Origin of the sequence: Enterobacter sp. BWH52 (assembly GCF_001037565.1) — a bacterium.
GTDB lineage: Bacteria > Pseudomonadota > Gammaproteobacteria > Enterobacterales > Enterobacteriaceae > Enterobacter > Enterobacter hormaechei_C.
In genome coordinates, this window is sequence record NZ_KQ089854.1 from 3,432,646 (window position 1) to 3,450,314 (window position 17,669).

Consider the following 17,669-nt stretch of genomic DNA (forward strand, 5'->3'; position numbering starts at 1 on the left):
AATCCTTTCCTGACGCTGTCTCGCAGTCCATTCATGTTGTCCCCTCCTCCTCTATGCTCAAAAGGAAATCTAATTTAACAACGATATTCTCAATTATTGCTGCCACGTCTGATCTTATTCCATGGCCGCGTAACTGTGTTTTCAACCACGCGATCTCATTATGCAAAGTGCATTCAAAAATATTGTTTTTCGCTGCTTTCTTTAACCACGTGTAAATAAAAACATTCTCATCAATTCTGTTCAGAAAAGGACGCTCACAACGATACATTTTTACTGCAATGAGGAGGCAGTAATAGAAATGATGCACACGTTTTATGCGGTGAATATCCACCCAGCCTCCTTTGTTGTTACTTTTTAATGTAGGCGATAGCTTCAATTTCAACTAAAGCATCTTTTGGTAGTTTCCCTGCCTGAATGCATGAGCGCGCCGGTGCCCCTGTTGAACCGAAAAACTCGGTGTACACTTCATTGAAGGCTGCGAAGTCCTCCATCCTGGCCAGGAAACAGGTGGTTTTCAGCACAGTTTCCAGCGAAGCGCCTGACTGTTCCAGAACCGTTTTAACGTTTAACAGAGATTGGCGTGTCTGCTCCTTTACCCCGCCCTCAGGGAAGGCCATCGTCGCCGGGTCAAGCGGCAATTGGCCAGAAGTCATCACCAAATCACCAAATGAAACGCCCTGGGAATAAGGTCCAATAGCTGCCGGAGCGGCTTCAGTATTAATAATGTTTTTCATCTTTTCTCCTGTTAAGAAATAGCGTCACATCGGAGTATGAATCAACACACCCCTTATTTTCGCAATATATAATTACGTAATCTGGATATCAGGCAAAAGGCGCATGCAGCGCTGCCTAATAAAATGAATAAAGTCGCGCACAAAATCTTTATCCAGGTTATCGGTTAGCGATGCGAGCCAAATTTCTGACATTAATTTATCTTTCGTAATGGACCTGGCCGTAACATATTTTTTATCCAGATATTCTGATACCGCCCAGATTGGCAACGCGGCTATACCCCGCTGGCTGGCCACCTGTTGAACAATCGCCATAGTCAGTTCCGTTGTTTTTCGCCGTACCGGAATACCGGCAGGTTTAAGCACTTTACGACACAGATCGATACGATCTTCCGGCACCGCATAGGTAATAAGCGATTCGCCACGAAAGTCCTCCGCCTCCAGCCAGGGCTTTTGCGCTAAAGGATGCTCGTTGGGCAAGATGGCCACCATCTCATATTTGAAAAGCGGGCTATAGCTCACCATTTCTGTCTGCTCAGTTTCATCCACGATAGCCACATCCGCTCTGTTTTGTAGCAACAGGCCCACCGGATCCGGCTGGAAACCCGGCAGAATATCGATTTCAACCTCAGACCATTTCTTACGGAACTCGTCCATCACCGGTAACAACCAGCCATAGCAGGTGTGACACTCAAGTGTGATCCTTAGCGTCCCCTGTTTCCCACTGGCGAACTGATAAAGATCCCGATTGGCCTCTTCCATTGCATTTAGCACCGTTTCAGCAAGCTGTAACAGACGCTCCCCGGCCTGGGTAAACTTCACCGGGGATGTTTTACGCACAAACAGTATGATACCGTAGTGATCTTCCAGCTGTTTAATCTGGTGCGATAACGCCGACTGAGTCAGTTGCAGGGCCGCCGCCGCGCGCGTTAAGCTTCCCGTTTTACGCAATGTAAGAAGAGTTTGTAAGTGCTTAAGGTCTATCGGAATATCCATTACTGCTTCCGTCAATCAGATCATTTCGTTATTGCGTGAGTATAACAAGCGCCAGCCAGGCTGGCGCTCTGAGGGGAACTTATCACTTCAGATGACGAAGCGCCTGATCCAGATCTTTTACTAAATCTACCGGGTCTTCTAAGCCAATCTGTAAACGGAAGGATTGCCCTTCGTACGGCCAGTGGTATTCCGGGCGATCTTTACGCGGGTTAAACGGGATGGCCAGGCTTTCAAACCCCCCCCAGGAGAAACCGATGCCGAAATATTCCAGACTATCGATAAACTTCTCGACTGATTCTTTTGAATAGTGCGGTTTAAGCACCACGCTAAACAGACCGCTCGAACCAGTAAAATCACGTTTCCAGATTTCATGACCCGGGCAGGAAGGCAATGCCGGATGCAGCACCTGCTCAACCTCTTCACGCTCTTCAAACCATTTTGCAATTTTAAGCGCTGAATCCTGGTGGCGCTCAAGGCGCAGGGACATAGTGCGCAGACCGCGTTGAGCAAGATAAACGTCGTCCGGTGCCGCATGCAGGCCAAAAAGATAAACGAAGCGACGAATCGCCAGCCAGGTCTCTTTATTGGTCGTTATAAGACCCATCTGCGCATCAGAGTGTCCGACGATATATTTGGTGGCGGCATGCACAGAGACATCCACACCGTGGTCGAAAGGTTTGAAAAACAGCGGCGTCGCCCAGGTATTATCAACAATAACTTTCGCGTTACGGGCATGCGCCACACGAGTGATCGCCGGGATATCTTGCATATCAAACGTTTGCGACCCTGGAGATTCCGTAAACACCACGGTAGTGTTTTCCTGGAACAGATCGCCAATACCATCGCCAATAACCGGATTGAAAAAGGTTGCCGTGACGCCCATTTTCGCCAGAACGTTATTGACGAATCCGCGCGTGGGGCCGTACACGCTACTGCTGACCAGAATATGATCGCCACTTTTCACCAGGGCCAGTAACGCGCTTGTGCAGGCTGCCAGACCCGTAGGAACCAGTAAAGAACGGTAGCCACCCTCCAGCTCTGCCAGTGCCTTTTGTACAGCAAAGGTGATCGGAGTGCCAAAACGGCCGTAGTACATTACCTCGTCTTCAGCATCTTCAAAAAGTGCCTGGTGACGCTCGCTGAGCTCTTTACAGTTTTTGAAAATGACCGTAGAGGCATGATAGACCGGTGGGTTAACTACTCCTCCAAACACGTCAGGATCGAACGGGCCGTGACAAAGATAGGTTTCCGGGGACACCTGGTTATCAAAATTATGACTGGACATTATTACACTTCCTCTTTTTACAACACTTACTGACTTGTTTTTGACCAATGCCCCCGCCCATGACCAGATGGCGAAGACGTTTAATTTAGTGCGGCTTTTAAGCGCATTACCGCTTCTTTCAGATTCTCTTCCGTGGTGCTGACGTACGACATACGCAGCGTGGAGTGATCTGGCTCATTGCAATAGAAGAACTCGCCTGGCACATACACCACGCCGTTATTCAGCGTTTTCTGCAGCCACTGCGTGGTATTCATCTCATATCTAAATTTTGCCCATAAAAACATGCCGCCAATCGGCTGATGGAAAGTCAGATGGTCACCCAGCTCGTTTTGAAGGTGTTGACTCAGGACAAGGCATTTCTGCTTATAGGCTTCGCGGATAAGTGCAATCTGCCCAGCCAGGCGGCCATTGTTCAGATAGTGGTACGTCAGCGACTGGGATAACGAACTGGTATGCAGATCCGTGGCCTGCTTGAGGTTTACCACCTGCCGTTTCAGCCAGTCCGGCAACACTAACCAACCTACCCGTGCGCCTGGCGCAAGGATCTTGGAGAACGTGGAGGTATAAATCACGTTATCGCTGTTACCCATTTCCACCGCCCAGGCTCTGAGCGGAATAAAAGTCGTATCGGTAAAGTTAATCTCGCCGTAAGGATCGTCTTCGATGATGACGAAGTCGTAGCGCTGAGACAGGGCAACCAGCTGCTTGCGTCGCTGCTCCGTAAGGGTAACGCCGCCGGGGTTGCCAAAGGTAGGCACGATGTAAACTGCTTTCACCGATGTGGTTTTCAGCAACGCTTCGAGCTCATCGACGATCATCCCCTCGCCATCTGTGCCGACTGACATCAGATTTGCTTCCGCAAGCTGTAACACCTGCAATGCCGCGAGATAGGTGGGCCGCTCTACCACGACAACGTCGCCCGGGTTAAGCAACGCGCGAGCCAGAATATCCAGCGACTGCTGAGAGCCGGAGGTTACGACGACATCATCTATATCACAGCGAATCGCCCTTTCTCTCATGAGCTGGCAGATAGCGCCCCGCAGTTGTGGGCTACCTTCGCTAAGCCCATACTGAAAAGCGTCTTTCCAGTCGTGCGTAAGCACATTATCCATGGCGATCTGTAAGCCTTCGAGATCAAACAGATTGGGATCCGGAATGCCTCCGCCAAGAGAAATGACGCCCTCCATTTTGCTATGTTTTAATAATTCTCTAATTGCAGATGACTGAAGGTTCTGTAATTTTTTTGCGATTTTATTTTGCGACATCTCCGCTCCCCATTGTCTTTCACGTCTCTTTCTTAATATCACAGGCAAGCGTCTTTGATAATTATTTTCCACTCGCAACACTTTATTGCCGGATCATCATGAATGTAATTAATGATGATCCGGAATATAACTAATGATAAAGCATTTTAATTATTATGGTTACAGCATAGTGTGAGTTACAGAGGTAAGTTTTCTATTGTGAAAACAGCATCACAAATGGACCGATGCACATCAGCATACCAATTAAGATTACGTAGTAGACCGATACGCCACGCAGATCGGTGAACTTATCATTCTTTAATATAATTAACCCAGGGATGATGCAGCTGATCAGACCATAAGTGACACCGCCAAATACAAACACCTTAAGAATCGGGAAGTTCGTCAGGACGATAAGCCACAGTACCAACACCACCATGAAAAATGCAGCAACTGAAATGGCATTGCTATTGTGGTCCTGCGACTTAAACAGCTTTTTCACAGCCACTTTGATCAAGCCAACAAAAGACTCATGAACGGCGAGGTAAAGCGCCAGGAATGCGGTTACGATGGAGAACACATTGAGAATCACGCTCATGTATTTCACCGCGGCTCCCGGAATCACCTTTGCGGCCAGGGCAAGCGCCGAGATGTTATCCTGGTAAGCCCGCAACGCGTCTGCCTCGCTAATGGAAAGTACGATGGACACTACGAACAGCAGTACGGTAGCCACCAGAACCAGATACGCCACTTTGTGTACACGCAATATTTTGTACTTCGCCACGTCTTTATCTTCTTCGCGCTTTTTATAAGCGATATTCATGGGGTTCAAAATCCCAACGAACATGATAGAGAAGATAGCGAATGGCAGTGTTGGGAAGGTGCCAACAACGAGATGGCTAACTGTAGGAAATTCGCTAATATTGCTCACATCCCAGAAAGGTACAACCACAAAGCCAATGGCTACGATGATAACCAGTTTTACGGCAATCATGCTTCCCGAGACTTTGAACAGGACCTTTTCCCCCTTTGAAGCCACAAGAGATAGCCCTGCGATTAACAACAGCGACCACCACCAGTGTTCTGAGAGCGTCTGGGTTGTAAGGCCAAACGTTTTCAGGTACGAGGCGCTGTCATTGGTGATGGCAAGAGCGTACTCCACCATCGATTTCAGCATGGTGATAGAGTAAAGCGCCCCCAGCAGCACTCCCCAGCGATTGCCAACGTAGCTGGCAATGATACTCAGATAGGAATCCTGCTCATCGCTACGTGCCATGGTTTCGATAAACAATTTTTGCATGTAATAGACGGCCGGATAACCAAGGATAACCGCCAGTGCAAATACCCATACCCCTTTCAGACCAACCTGTAATGGGAAAAAAACAATGCCTGATCCAATGGCTGCGCCGATACAGAGCACCACCCACCCTAAATCATACATACTAAAAGGAATATTCTTTTTATTAATTGCTTCGTTATTAATTTCTACAGTCATAGGAGACCCCAACTGACTAAATATAACCACCAGGTTGAGCATGACTTAATACATGCTGTATTAACTTGTTTAATTCCTTAAGCGAAATAAACAAGTCCCTGCCGATATTTCAACCATGCAACCGCAGGTATTAATGATTGAATGCCAGAAGCTTTACACAGCAACAAAGACGTAGCGAATGAAAAATTAAGAAAACAGTTTCCACTTTTACTCACAAGTTATTTATTTAAGAACAACATGACAAGCACCACAAAATATAAAATTATTTATCAACCAATGTGATCTGGATAATAGTTTTTTCTTATGAATTCATTCTTATACCTAATAATATTTGTGAACTATATCACATAAAAAACCTGCCGGTTAAAGCAGGTTCTCAATTGCCTGTTCCCAACGATTCCAGGGTTGATTCTCCTCAACCAGGAAATCGATAAAGGATCTCACTTTGGGATTGCGGAACTTGCTCGGGAAATAGAGAGCGTAGAGGCTATGGGTCGGATAAGCGCATTTACCATCCAGCGTCAGCGGAACCAACTCCCCGTTATCAATGTGTCGACTGATAAGATAGGAAGGAAGCCAGGCGATTCCCTGTCCGGAGAGTGCCGCCTTGAGCAGCAACAGGCTGCTATTAGCCTGCACAGGCGTTCTGGATTTGATATTGCACTGTGGATGCTGGGACGCTATCTCGTTGTAGCGAAGCGGTGGCGTTAAGCCCGGATATACGAGGCACTCATGGCTTGCGAGCTCCGTCCGTTTGGTCGGGGTGCCATTTCGGGCGAGGTAGGCAGGTGAAGCACAATACAACCAGCTTATTTTGGATAACTTCCTGGCTGCATAGTTTTGTGGTGGCGTGGCGGTGATCCGCAACGCGATGTCAACGTTATTCTCATTGAGATTCGTCAGATGGTCGTCGAGATCGAGGATTAACTCAACGTCATGATTTTTCTTGCGATATTCTTCGAAAAGATCAATTAAATGGGCATAACCGAACGCCACGGAACAGGTGATTCGCAGGGCACCGTGAGGGTGGTTGAAATACCCACATGTCGTGTTGACAATATCGTCAAATTCTTTCAGAAGCTCGGTGGCTCTTGAGACAAAGTATTCCCCGGCTTCTGTTAACTGAAATGAACGGGTCGTTCTCTGAATGAGCGGCACACCCAGGTTTTCCTCCATCACAGCCAGCCCCTTGCTGACGGCGGAAGGAGAGATATTGAGCAGGCGCGCCGCTTCCGACAGCCCTTTTCCCTCACTGATTTTCACCAGCATCTCAATTTGTTTGATCGTCAATGGAATTGTCATAGATTTGTTCGGCAGGTATGGCGTAGGACGAAAGGGTATATCCGAATCAGTATGAGGTGGATACGTCGCTCCAGACAAAGCAGATAAACTTGTTTACCAGAGAAGTTTTTCTTTCATGTAAGACGCCTGAATGGAATAGACCAGGCGTCTGTTTTGGATTATGCCTTCATACCTGCCGCAGACATTAGCGCGCGGAACAGCAGTGAAACGATTCCCAACGCCAGGACGCTGGCGGTCCAGATGACAACCAGCCAGAACAGCCCTTTCAGCAACGTACGATTTTTCTTGTCGGTGCGCGTGACCCTGTTTTTCAATGGTATCCCTCCCCGGCCCTGACTTTCCCGCGAAAGACGTAATAGCTCCAGAAGGTATAAACCAGAATTATCGGGATGATCGCCAGGCTGCCGGCCAGCATAAACGCCTGACTACTTTCTGGTGATGCTGCCTGATAAAGCGTGACCGACGGCGGGATGATACAGGGCCAGATGCTGATACCGAGCCCGGAAAAGCCCAGGAAAACGAGCATTAGCGTCAATAAGAAGGGGGAGTAGTGCGCTCCACGGCGAATGGAGCGGATTATCCCCCATGAGCAGATTAATACCAGCACAGGGACGGGTAAAAACCAGAACAGGTTTGGCAGACTGAACCATCGCGTGGCTATGAGCGGATGCGTCAGCGGCGTCCACAGGCTAACGATTCCCATCACCACCAGTAACGCCATGACTAAAGGTAGCGTGAGCCTGGCCATTTTCTGCTGTAAGTGCCCTTCTGTTTTCATCACCAGCCAAGTACTGCCCAATAGCGCATAGGCAATGACGAGCCCCAGGCCGCAAAACAGCGCAAACGGATCCAGCCAGATGAGCTCCGGCCCTGCATAAGCACGATGACTTACAGGCAAACCATTAATCAGGCAGCCAACCACTACACCCTGTGAGAAAGTGGCGATAACAGACCCAGAGATAAATGCTTTATCCCAGAAAGGACGATGGGCGAGCGTGGCCTTAAACCGAAATTCAAATGCCACTCCGCGGAAGATTAAACCGATGAGCATCAACGTTAAGGGGGCGGCCAGCGCATCGGTGATGACGGCGTAGGCCAGCGGAAACGCGCCATATAGACCGGCACCGCCCATCACCAGCCAGGTTTCGTTGCCATCCCATACCGGCGCCACCGTGTTGACCATTACATCACGCTCTTCGGCATCCTGACTGAACGGGAAGATAATCCCAATGCCCAGATCGAATCCGTCCATAACGATATACATCAGTATGGAGAAGATGATAATGCCAAACCAGATAAGCGAGAGATCAATCATGACAGGTTCCTTCTTGCTGGCTGCTCGCAGAGAGAGGCCGCGCCGGGGTGCGCAACTGGCCTGGCCCCCCTTCCTCCAGATGCTGACCTTCGCCACTAACGGGCCCCTTTTTGATAAGTCGCATCATATAGATATAACCCACACCGAATACCGCACTGTAAACCACGATAAAAGCAAGCAAACTAAAGCTCATATGTAAGCTGCCGTGGGCCGATACCGCATCCCGGGTACGCTGAACGCCGTAAACGGTCCAGGGCTGCCGCCCTATCTCGGTGGTGAACCACCCTGCCAGGATCGCAATCAGCCCTGAAGGCCCCATTAACATCACAAACCACAGGAAAGGCCGGAACGAGTAAAGGTTTTTGCGATATCGCAGCCAGAGGCTCAATACGCCCTGGGCAATCATTAACAGCCCCAGCCCCACCATGATGCGAAATGACCAGAACACCACAGTGGAATTTGGCCGGTCAGCAGGCGGGAAGCTTTTTAAGGCGGGAATTTGTTTGTTCAGGCTATGAGTGAGGATCACGCTACCGAGATAAGGTATTTCAAGAGCATATTTGGTGCGCTCCTGCGCCATATCTGGAATGCCAAACAGAATGAGTGGTGTAGCTTCACCGGGGATATTTTTCCAGTGTCCTTCAATAGCGGCAATTTTTGCAGGTTGATGTTCTAGCGTATTCAGCCCATGTCCATCGCCCAGAAAAGCCTGGACGGGCGCAACGATGACCGCCATCCACAGCGCCATTGAAAACATCTTACGGATCGCTGGCGTATCCTGACCTTTTAGAAGATGCCACGCGCCGGATGCCCCGACGAAAAAGGCGCTCGCCAGGAAGGCGGCAGTGGTCATATGTGCTAAACGCCACGGGAATGAGGGGTTGAAAACAATCTTCAGCCAATCCTGAGGCATTACCACGCCGTTCTCAATAATGTACCCCTGCGGCGTGTGCATCCAGCTGTTGGAAGCAAGGATCCAGAAGGTCGAAATTAATGTGCCTAACGCCACCATGCAGGTGGCAAAAAAATGCAGGCCTGGCCCGACTTTATTACGACCAAACAGCATAACGCCCAGGAAACCAGCCTCGAGGAAAAAGGCCGTTAAGACTTCATAGGTGAGTAAAGGCCCCGTAATACTACCGGCGAACTGAGAGAATCCGCTCCAGTTGGTACCAAACTGATAGGCCATGACCAGCCCGGAGACCACGCCCATACCGAAGTTAACGGCAAAAACTTTGGACCAAAAATGATAAAGATCCAGATATACCATCGCGCGTTTCTTCAACCACAAAGCTTCCAGCACCACCAGATAGCTGGCAAGGCCAATGGTAATCGCAGGAAAGATAATATGAAACGAAACCGTGAAGGCAAACTGGATCCTTGCCAGATGAAAAGCATCTAATTCGAACATACGCACTCCTTTTTATGGGCGCGGCGAGCGATCCGCCAGTTCTCGCCCATAGCATCACCGCAGCGTGCACTACAGAGATATCCAGACAACAGAAGGGAGAGAATGGCGACGCTAGATATCCAGCGCGACCAGAAAACGCGAAACCATGTTATAAGCGGCAACGGTCGCGACAGCCTCCACCGTTTTGGGTTCACCAAAAAGGGCTTTCAATGACTCGATCACCTGAATATCGACATCCACCTTTTTGGTTGATTGATCGGTTAAGGTAATTAGCGTCCATTCGCGTTCATCAAATAGGTTGCGTTCCGGCTCGGTTTGTTTCAGTGCCTGTGCCTTTGCTTCCGATCCTCCCGCCTTTAAATAAACCGGGTAGTGCACGCCCCACTCGAATTCAGCGCCATTAAGTACCGCAACGCGGAGCATTATCAACTCGAGATAGATCAGCTCGAGGCTAAAATCGGCCCGAACCCTTCCCAGCAACGCATTCCAGCCGGTTGCCAGCGGGAAGCTTTTCAATAATACCCTGTCAATGCCAATTAATTCGCCGCCGGGGCGGCGGGCCTGCATAGCAGCCAGTAACTCAGCCTGAACAGGATCGTTATCCTGCCACGGCGTAACACGTACTTTGCTCATAATTATTCTCGCAGATGAATGTATTAACTTGTAAATCAATCAATAACGGTAGTTAGCAACGCATCAAAATCACCTTTTGGTCTGGCACCAGAAAACTCCATTACGGATTCGCCACGCACAAAAATCTTAAAGAAGGGAATAGAACGAATACCGTGCTTAGCCGCCAGCTCCGGCTGCTCGTCGATATTGACTTTAAATACCGCCAGTTTTCCGGCGTTTTCACGAGCCAGAGCATCAATCACAGGTGCAACCGAGCGACAAGGCTGGCACCATGGCGCCCAAAAATCGACTAATACCGGAACAGAAGCGTCTAAAACTTCAGTAGAAAATTCAGCTGTTGATAGCTCGCGGATGGACATGACCTTCTCCTTTCAATCTGTGTATCTATTGCTCACTTTGGATTTAGCTATGGTCCAGTGTGAGAACCATGCGGAATTTGGCCTGACCGCTGCGCATTTTTTCAAAGGCTTCCTGCGCCTGACCCAGAGGCCGCGTTTCGATCATTGCTCGTACACCTGTCAGCAGACTGAACTTCAGAGCCTTTTCTAACTCAATGGCCGTACCGGTAATAGCGCCCCTGACCGCTAATTCTCTTCCTATCATCACACCCGGCATCAGCGTCAAAGGCTCCTTGCCTACGCCGACGATCATTAACCGCCCCTGCGGCACCAGCGCCGGTAATAACGCCGATACAGCAGAACTATCCGTTATGGTCGACAAGATCACTTCCGCGCCACCAAGCGCTTTGATTGTTTCCACGGTATCTTGACTATGTGTGTCGACGTAGTGGTGCGCGCCAAGCGCCATAACCTCATCCGCGATATCATCACCTCTGCCCACAGCGACGACACGAAAACCCATTTTCCGGGCATACTGCACGGCCAGATGACCTAAACCACCCATTCCCTGGATCACGACAGTATCTCCAGCCTGAGCATGCGATTTTTTAAGGGCGTTAAAGGTCGCTATACCGGCGCAAAGCAACGGTGCGGCTTCTACGGATGACAGATCGTCCGGGATGGCGACCAGCCCCGTGGTCCGCGCCAGCATATATTCGGCATACCCCCCATCACGTGAGCTGCCGGTGACCGGCTGGTTTTGGCAAAGGTTAAAGTGCCCCAGACGGCACTGTTCGCAGGCGTTGCAATGCCCGCCTAAACGCCCTACCCCGACACGCTGGCCTGGCTTCAGCCATGCGGGCAACGGATCGGATGTTTTGCAGAGCGTTCCAACCACTTCATGGCCCGGAACGCGTGGGTATTCAACCCCCTTTTCCAGTCCCTCGATAGCCCCGGCGTCCGCCCCACAAATACCACAGGCTTCGACTTTGATGAGCACTTCACCCGGCCCCGGCTCTGGGAGATCTTTCTCCACCATTTCAAGTAGACCCGGACGAGTAACCTGGATGGCCTTATAGGTTTCTTTCATACCTTATCTCTCGTTTAAGATTCGTTGAACGCCTTCGGCAGCGGCATCAATCGCACCAGCAAGATAGCCCGGGAATGCGGTTGACCACTCACTGGCGATTCCTGTTACTGCATGTCGCCAGGACCCATCATCCACCAGGGCTGGCGGTACGGAATGGCCCGCCTGCAAAGACAGATCACGCGATGTTGCGGTAAAAGGATCGGCCGCCCAGTCTTTGATAAATTCAGCACAGGGATATGCTGCGTCGGGGCCATACAGTCGCGTCAGTTGCGCCCTGCACTGCTCGAGTAAAGCATTCTCTCCCATAGCCCGGCGCGCGCTATACGGTAGCCCGATGAAACCAAACAGGGCGTACATCCCATCCGGCTCAGAAACATCGTGGATCTCCACCATGGGTCCGACGCTGCTTCGTGCCTCACCGGAGAGGCCCTTTTCTTTCCAGAAATCGCGGGAATAGAGCGCGACATATTTGGCATGCGGCGCCATCCAGGTGCCGGTATCACGCCACGCCTGTAGCCAGGGTTCAGGCAGTGCAGGCGTAAATGCGATCCGGGCTGCCAGCATCGGAGGCAATGCCAGCAGGATGTGTTGGGCATGCACGGTCACAGCCTGTTTATCTCCATTCTGTCCACGAACAGTCAGCGTTTCGTTAGTTTGTTCAACCTGCGTTACTTGCACCTCCATGACAACACGCTCAGGCTCGAGACGCGCCAGCAGCGCATCGGTCAGCTGTGACATCCCTCCACGCACGCGAGCCGCCGCAGGTGAAGAGACAAATCCCTGATGGCGCGAAGCGCCATCCATTGTTCGCTCAAACAGCATGTCCCCCGTTTCCTGATGGGAGAAAACCCCAATGTCCAGTTCAGCAAGAAGCCTGGAGAGTACGGGCTGGATCCCCGGCCAGAGCCACGTTGCCCCAAGGTCTGCACCTGAATTAGCAGTTGCGAGGACACGGCCGCCTGTGCGGCTGCGCGCTTCGAATACAACGTAATCAATCCCGGCCCGCTGCAGCAGCCAGGCCGCATAGAGTCCGCTGAGCCCAGCCCCAATAATCGCAACCTGGGTCTTTACCATCATTGAGGTTCCTGCATAGCGCCGAGGTGGCCCTTTTTCAGGTACAGGAGGGTGTTATCTTTTTCAGCAATAAACGCCAGTTGCTGCCCGGCAGGAATGCGGATCCAGCTTCCTTCAGCATGAATACTGTTACCTTCAATCAGACAGCCCTGTAAGAGCAACAGCTCTGCGCCGCCCGGGAGATCCGGCTCAACCAGAAGCGAGCCGGATGCCATGCGTAAGAGACAGACGTTCTCACAGGCATTTTCAAACAGTGAGCAGGTCGAGATACCCTCTCCCTTCTGCCAGTTTGCTCCATCGCGGGTATCGATACGCAGAGCACGATTTTCATCTTTGCTCATCTGTCCGAGTTTGACGAACAGCAGCGTACCGTTGGTGCTGTGGGGCTGATGGGAAGAACCCGGTGGATTGCGTAGATACCAGCCTGCGGGATAATCTCGTTCACCTTCCGAAAACCGCCCGTCCAGCACCAGAATCTCTTCACCGCCCGGGTGAACATGGTGTGGGAAAGAGGTCTTAGGCAAATAACGAACAAGGCTGGTTGCACGCGCCAGCTCATCGCCGATGCGATCCAGCATCACACGATCAATACCTCCCTGCGGGGAGTGAACCCAGTGGTAATCGTCTGTGGCAACTGTAACGCGCCGGGTAAAATCGTGGTTAATCAACATGCGGCATTCCTGAAAAGAAAAAGCGGCTTCGAGGCGAAACCGCTTTATGAGAGTTACTTCGGTAATGAATCAAAAGCATCAAGAGCGCGGCTGGAGTAAACAAGCGCAGCCCCGGTGTTGAGCGTAATAGCAACACCCAGTGCCTCGGCAATCTCTTCGCGTGTAGCGCCGTGTTTGGCGGCAGCTTCGGCATGTACCGACAGGCATCCGTCACAGCGCGTGGTAACGGCAACAGCCAACGCAATAAGCTCGTGGGTTTTGGCATCCAGGTGTCCTGTTGCCGCCGCACCGTTTTGCATTTTATCGATGCCCTGCATCACATCGGGCTGCAGACCTGCAAATTTCCCGATCGCGGCACGTATCTCTTTACGCATTTCAGTCCAGTTCAAAAACATAACAGCCCCTTTTTAAAGCAATCAGGCAACGGCATAGATGCGCACGTCTGGCGCGCTGTTAAGATAAGGCTTCAAGGCTTCAACTACATCCGCGTTAAACAGCTGGGATCCGAGATACGCTTCGGCCTGTTTGGTCGTTTCAAAGCCATGCAGCACCTGCACATCTTCTGCACGTACCAGCAACTCTTTTGAGACCGCGCCTTCAATAGTCGAGAGGAATGGTGCCTTATATTTCTGATAAACCGCTGCTGCTGCTGCACGGTTCTGTTCGCTGATATCCAGGGTGATCTGCAAGTAAGCCATATTTACTCCTTCATTCGTTTGTTCGCTGAAGCCAAAAAAGTGCTTAAGGTTCCGCTTCGATACGGTGTCATCGATTCTTTAAAACACAAAGAATATCTTTGCGCATAAAGTCATCATCAGATTTGAGAATTCCACAATTTCTTTTGTATCCCTTACTGCTTCTGCATTATGTTTAGCGAAGGGCTCATGAACAAATGAGATAATCTTGGCTTTTTAAAAAGGTTTTCTATCAGATATGAAAGTACCCGTTCATCTCAATGCGCTACGTGCTTTTGAAGCCAGCGCTCGGCATCTGAGCTTTTCGCTTGCGGCAGAAGAATTAAATGTCACCCCAGCTGCTGTTGGCCAGCTGGTGCGCGCTCTTGAAGACGTTGTTGGATTTCCATTGTTTCATCGAAGCAATAATCGCCGAGCAGCCTTGGTGTTAACAGATCCTGCCCAGCGCGCCCTGCCCGATATCCGTATGGGTTTCCAAAGCCTGAACCTGGGAATGACCCTCCTCCGTGAAGGTGCATCTAACGGCATTCTTAACGTCACCATTAGCCCAGCTTTTGCAGCCAAATGGCTCTTGCCGCGAATTGAAGATTTCCAGCATCGCTGGCCCGATATTGACGTCCGCCTGGAAACCAGTCTTAAGCTGATGGACTTTACTGCACAGGGAATGGATGTCGGTATTCGCTACGGTCTGGGACGTTGGGAAGGACTACATGCAGAACTATTGATGTCAGAAGAAGTTTTCCCGGTCTGCGCCCCTTCTCTTATAGCAGTTAACCCTGCTATTAATTGCCTGACGGGAGTAACCGAGCAAACGTTGATTCATGATTTGTCGATGGAGCAGCACAAAGATTTCATCACTTGGGATCGTTGGTTACGCCGCTTCAACGTCCAGGCTATTGCCCGCAAGCCAGGCCTTCGAATTAATAATTCTGCAGCCGTCCTTCAGGCTGCCGTGGAAGGCCAAGGCATTGCACTAGCGCGCAGTATAATGGTCGAAGATGATCTTAAAAGCGGACGTCTTATCCGCCTGTGCCCGGATGTTTCACTGGTCAGCCCATTATCTTACTATCTGGTTTATCGGCCTGGCTGCGACAGCCTGCCGAAAATCGCTTACTTCAGGGAATGGGTTATTGAGCAAACAAGAATTTGTGACAACAGTTAGAATCCAAGGTTAAACCGCATGACAGCGGCTTAACCTGCGAAAAGAGTTACTCCTTCAAGTCAAACCGCATCTCGACATACCTATCAGCCTGCTTCGGATTGCTATTTTATATCAGCCCCACTCCAGCATGAATAAAGGATGCTAATGTATGTCGCTATTGCGCTGTACTAGTCGGCGTTGTCAAGTAAGAATGACTGGTAGTTTTTCCCTGCCGTGGAGGTCAGGCACAGTAAAAGGCAAAAATTGTTCCTGCCGGGGAAAAGTCTGAACGATAAGACAACGCTTCCAGGTTATTGCTTTTAAGTACATAAGAACCGAGTATTGCGCATGGTAAGCATTTCTGAAAATTTAGCCTGTGTTGGTAAAATACAAATAACGAATAGTTAATTTTTGAATGATAACTTGCAAAATTGATAACAGAACATGCATTAACCTCAACACAAGCCCCCTTTGAAAGATAATGACATCACCCTCTCTAAATAAGTATCAACTATAACTAAAATGATAAAGCATTAGTATATAAAGCACTTTTTGCTAAAATGTATTTTTATTATATAAAACATGATATTAGATCAATAAAATGAAAATAAAAAGTTTACGTTATTTTATCATTAAAAATAAATTTGATTTATATTTATTTAATAATATATATTCATTTCTCCAAAACAATAAAGGAGAATAAAAATGAAAAAACATAATTGCCCAACACTGACTAACCACCTTGCCAAAATCAAAAAGAATGCAGATCTCTATAGATTATATAACCCACAATTTTCTGTATTCGGAAAACCAGTAAGTGAAGAGCAGGATTTTTACTTTTGTTACTTCGCAAGACATATGATCACTCAGAGAAATATCTTAACCCTCTTTTCTATCCATACTTTTCTCTCTTATAACATAAGCAAGAAAGAGACAATTAAATCATTTGTTCATTTTCTCAGAAACGCAAACCATGACACCTTCAACAATGCATTCCTGTTTCGCGGGTGCAATATCATTTATCAAAACAAGAAAAGAGAAGTTAAAGAGATCTCATGGTTTTCGTTTTCGCGGATCTACGACGATATCATAAAAATAAAAGAGTATAGTACTAACAATGAAATTTATAACAAATTCGCAGCTTAACAAAGGAGAATAACCATGACAAAATATACAACAGATAATTTATTTTACAGTTGGACCAGAGATAATGTCCTTGATTGTATTAAGGCAGGAATCGATATTAATGCATTAAATGAAGACGGTGATAATGCTCTTTTCTCCTGCAACCACGTGGAAGCTGCAAAAGCAATGATTGAAGCTGGCATAGAGGTAAACCATACAAACCACTATGGCAATAATGCACTCTTTGTTAATTATAACCCACAAATGCTGCTGTTTCTAATCTATTCAGGCGTTAATATTCATCACAAAAACAATAGAGGAAAGTCATGCCTTCATCATCAACGCGACAATACAGAAGGCAGGGAGGTTCTTATTAATGCGGGGGCTGATATCCACTGCGTCGATAATGAAGGTCAGACTGTTCTCATTAATCATTACATAGAGGAACATTTTGATTACTGGATAGATAAAGGCTGCGACATAAATTACAGAGACTATAATGGTATACCAGCGCTCGATTTGTCAACTGTATACGGGGGCTACGCATATGATTTCAATGTCAATGCGCTTATGCGGCATATTGATAAAATAGACTGTACTCCTGTTCTGATCAGACATGTGACATACCACTCTCTAAACCTGATTAATTTCCTTTATCAGAGAGGGCTAAATGTCCTGATCGCTGATCACTGTACACTCAGTTTAAATGTAAAAGATATGAAGCCATTCTTTACTGAACTTAAGAAGCTTGTCGATATTAGGAACACTCAGTTTTATAACTTTTGTAATGAACATATTGGTGTATACACCGGCATTGAGAGAGTGAAATGGTTTATCCGAAATGATATCAGAATGGACGACGATATACTGAGACAACGTTCTGACGCTGATAAAATTTTTGATTATATCGCCAGAAGAGAGAAAAAAACCCTGTTAAAAGAAATGAAGCCAGAGATCCCCCGTGCACCTGTGCGAAAAAGACTCTAAAATTCTGGAGTAAACAACCCTTTTCTTAGTCTGAAAGATTTTATTTCATGATCATTAATCCGATATGTCCTCGTGGGTATACTATTTATCAAATGGTATACCTTTTTCAATCCAGCCAATTAAATTATTTACCCCG

Annotated in this window: 19 protein-coding genes and 1 pseudogene; 2 read left to right on the forward strand and 18 right to left on the reverse strand. The window is 48.5% G+C overall.

Annotated elements, in window-relative coordinates:
* Positions 1-31: 31 nt before the first annotated feature.
* The 18 genes and pseudogenes from SK47_RS16175 to SK47_RS16250 form a co-directional block, all read right to left on the reverse strand.
* Positions 32-331 (reverse strand): DUF2913 family protein, encoded by a 300-nt coding sequence (locus tag SK47_RS16175; RefSeq protein ID WP_048244683.1) that lies wholly within the window; start codon positions 329-331, stop codon positions 32-34.
* A 16-nt stretch (positions 332-347) separates the two neighbouring features.
* Positions 348-734: a RidA family protein gene (locus SK47_RS16180; RefSeq protein WP_048244685.1), complete on the reverse strand. Its 387-nt coding sequence runs from the start codon at positions 732-734 to the stop codon at positions 348-350.
* A 72-nt stretch (positions 735-806) separates the two neighbouring features.
* The gene (locus tag SK47_RS16185; protein ID WP_048244687.1) at positions 807-1,727 is read right to left on the reverse strand and encodes a LysR family transcriptional regulator; all 921 of its coding nucleotides are present in this window, start codon (positions 1,725-1,727) and stop codon (positions 807-809) included.
* A gap of 82 nt (positions 1,728-1,809) precedes the next feature.
* The gene (gene metC / locus SK47_RS16190; RefSeq protein WP_075262105.1) at positions 1,810-3,012 is read right to left on the reverse strand and encodes a cystathionine beta-lyase; all 1,203 of its coding nucleotides are present in this window, start codon (positions 3,010-3,012) and stop codon (positions 1,810-1,812) included.
* 80 nt (positions 3,013-3,092) lie between these two features.
* Positions 3,093-4,277 (reverse strand): aminotransferase-like domain-containing protein, encoded by a 1,185-nt coding sequence (locus SK47_RS16195; RefSeq protein WP_048244689.1) that lies wholly within the window; start codon positions 4,275-4,277, stop codon positions 3,093-3,095.
* Between the two features lie 193 nt (positions 4,278-4,470).
* Complete coding sequence (locus SK47_RS16200) at positions 4,471-5,751, reverse strand: amino acid permease (protein WP_048245085.1); 1,281 nt, start codon at positions 5,749-5,751, stop codon at positions 4,471-4,473.
* Between the two features lie 363 nt (positions 5,752-6,114).
* Positions 6,115-7,053, reverse strand: coding sequence for a LysR family transcriptional regulator (locus tag SK47_RS16205; protein ID WP_048244691.1), 939 nt, complete (start codon positions 7,051-7,053; stop codon positions 6,115-6,117).
* A gap of 158 nt (positions 7,054-7,211) precedes the next feature.
* Positions 7,212-7,325, reverse strand: coding sequence for a DUF2474 domain-containing protein (locus SK47_RS23365; protein ID WP_075262121.1), 114 nt, complete (start codon positions 7,323-7,325; stop codon positions 7,212-7,214).
* Between the two features lie 38 nt (positions 7,326-7,363).
* Positions 7,364-8,368, reverse strand: coding sequence for a cytochrome d ubiquinol oxidase subunit II (gene cydB / locus SK47_RS16210; RefSeq protein WP_048244694.1), 1,005 nt, complete (start codon positions 8,366-8,368; stop codon positions 7,364-7,366).
* Positions 8,361-9,779, reverse strand: coding sequence for a cytochrome ubiquinol oxidase subunit I (locus tag SK47_RS16215; protein WP_048244697.1), 1,419 nt, complete (start codon positions 9,777-9,779; stop codon positions 8,361-8,363). Before SK47_RS16215 ends, cydB begins: the two co-directional genes overlap by 8 nt.
* A 111-nt stretch (positions 9,780-9,890) precedes the next feature.
* The gene (locus SK47_RS16220) at positions 9,891-10,412 is read right to left on the reverse strand and encodes a carboxymuconolactone decarboxylase family protein (RefSeq protein WP_048244698.1); all 522 of its coding nucleotides are present in this window, start codon (positions 10,410-10,412) and stop codon (positions 9,891-9,893) included.
* 35 nt (positions 10,413-10,447) lie between these two features.
* A complete protein-coding gene (trxA, locus tag SK47_RS16225; protein WP_048244700.1) occupies positions 10,448-10,771 on the reverse strand; it encodes a thioredoxin in 324 nt (107 codons plus the stop codon).
* A 43-nt stretch (positions 10,772-10,814) separates the two neighbouring features.
* A complete protein-coding gene (locus SK47_RS16230) occupies positions 10,815-11,840 on the reverse strand; it encodes an alcohol dehydrogenase (RefSeq protein ID WP_048244702.1) in 1,026 nt (341 codons plus the stop codon).
* 3 nt (positions 11,841-11,843) lie between these two features.
* Complete coding sequence (locus SK47_RS16235) at positions 11,844-12,662, reverse strand: flavin monoamine oxidase family protein (RefSeq protein ID WP_369799490.1); 819 nt, start codon at positions 12,660-12,662, stop codon at positions 11,844-11,846.
* A 42-nt stretch (positions 12,663-12,704) separates the two neighbouring features.
* Positions 12,705-12,917 (reverse strand): annotated as a pseudogene (locus tag SK47_RS24490) (FAD-dependent oxidoreductase); the annotation flags it as partial.
* Complete coding sequence (locus SK47_RS16240; RefSeq protein WP_048244705.1) at positions 12,914-13,585, reverse strand: cupin domain-containing protein; 672 nt, start codon at positions 13,583-13,585, stop codon at positions 12,914-12,916. The pseudogene SK47_RS24490 and the gene SK47_RS16240, both read right to left, overlap by 4 nt.
* Positions 13,586-13,638: 53 nt before the next feature.
* Positions 13,639-13,980, reverse strand: a complete 342-nt coding sequence (locus SK47_RS16245) for a carboxymuconolactone decarboxylase family protein (RefSeq protein ID WP_004137105.1) — start codon at positions 13,978-13,980, stop codon at positions 13,639-13,641.
* Between the two features lie 21 nt (positions 13,981-14,001).
* Positions 14,002-14,283 carry a hypothetical protein gene (locus tag SK47_RS16250; RefSeq protein WP_048244707.1) on the reverse strand — a complete coding sequence of 94 codons (282 nt, stop codon included), beginning with the start codon at positions 14,281-14,283 and terminating at the stop codon, positions 14,002-14,004.
* A 235-nt stretch (positions 14,284-14,518) separates the two neighbouring features.
* Here SK47_RS16250 and gcvA point away from each other — a divergent pair, with 235 nt between their 5' ends.
* Positions 14,519-15,442 (forward strand): transcriptional regulator GcvA, encoded by a 924-nt coding sequence (gene gcvA, locus SK47_RS16255; protein WP_048244709.1) that lies wholly within the window; start codon positions 14,519-14,521, stop codon positions 15,440-15,442.
* Between the two features lie 1,140 nt (positions 15,443-16,582).
* Positions 16,583-17,533, forward strand: a complete 951-nt coding sequence (locus SK47_RS16265) for an ankyrin repeat domain-containing protein (RefSeq protein WP_048244713.1) — start codon at positions 16,583-16,585, stop codon at positions 17,531-17,533.
* Positions 17,534-17,669: the final 136 nt, after the last annotated feature.

Excerpts from the sequence above, each read along its gene's own strand:
- SK47_RS16220 (WP_048244698.1), bottom strand. The coding sequence starts at position 10,412 with ATGAGCAAAGTACGTGTTACGCCGTGGCAGGATAACGATCCTGTTCAG.
- SK47_RS16185 (WP_048244687.1), bottom strand. The coding sequence starts at position 1,727 with ATGGATATTCCGATAGACCTTAAGCACTTACAAACTCTTCTTACATTG.
- metC (WP_075262105.1), bottom strand. The coding sequence starts at position 3,012 with ATGTCCAGTCATAATTTTGATAACCAGGTGTCCCCGGAAACCTATCTT.
- SK47_RS16195 (WP_048244689.1), bottom strand. The coding sequence starts at position 4,277 with ATGTCGCAAAATAAAATCGCAAAAAAATTACAGAACCTTCAGTCATCT.
- SK47_RS16245 (WP_004137105.1), bottom strand. The coding sequence starts at position 13,980 with ATGTTTTTGAACTGGACTGAAATGCGTAAAGAGATACGTGCCGCGATC.
- trxA (WP_048244700.1), bottom strand. The coding sequence starts at position 10,771 with ATGTCCATCCGCGAGCTATCAACAGCTGAATTTTCTACTGAAGTTTTA.
- cydB (WP_048244694.1), bottom strand. The coding sequence starts at position 8,368 with ATGATTGATCTCTCGCTTATCTGGTTTGGCATTATCATCTTCTCCATA.
- SK47_RS16250 (WP_048244707.1), bottom strand. The coding sequence starts at position 14,283 with ATGGCTTACTTGCAGATCACCCTGGATATCAGCGAACAGAACCGTGCA.
- SK47_RS16205 (WP_048244691.1), bottom strand. The coding sequence starts at position 7,053 with ATGACAATTCCATTGACGATCAAACAAATTGAGATGCTGGTGAAAATC.
- SK47_RS16240 (WP_048244705.1), bottom strand. The coding sequence starts at position 13,585 with ATGTTGATTAACCACGATTTTACCCGGCGCGTTACAGTTGCCACAGAC.
- gcvA (WP_048244709.1), top strand. The coding sequence starts at position 14,519 with ATGAAAGTACCCGTTCATCTCAATGCGCTACGTGCTTTTGAAGCCAGC.
- SK47_RS16265 (WP_048244713.1), top strand. The coding sequence starts at position 16,583 with ATGACAAAATATACAACAGATAATTTATTTTACAGTTGGACCAGAGAT.
- SK47_RS16180 (WP_048244685.1), bottom strand. The coding sequence starts at position 734 with ATGAAAAACATTATTAATACTGAAGCCGCTCCGGCAGCTATTGGACCT.
- SK47_RS16230 (WP_048244702.1), bottom strand. The coding sequence starts at position 11,840 with ATGAAAGAAACCTATAAGGCCATCCAGGTTACTCGTCCGGGTCTACTT.
- SK47_RS16200 (WP_048245085.1), bottom strand. The coding sequence starts at position 5,751 with ATGACTGTAGAAATTAATAACGAAGCAATTAATAAAAAGAATATTCCT.
- SK47_RS16235 (WP_369799490.1), bottom strand. The coding sequence starts at position 12,662 with ATGCTGTTTGAGCGAACAATGGATGGCGCTTCGCGCCATCAGGGATTT.
- SK47_RS16215 (WP_048244697.1), bottom strand. The coding sequence starts at position 9,779 with ATGTTCGAATTAGATGCTTTTCATCTGGCAAGGATCCAGTTTGCCTTC.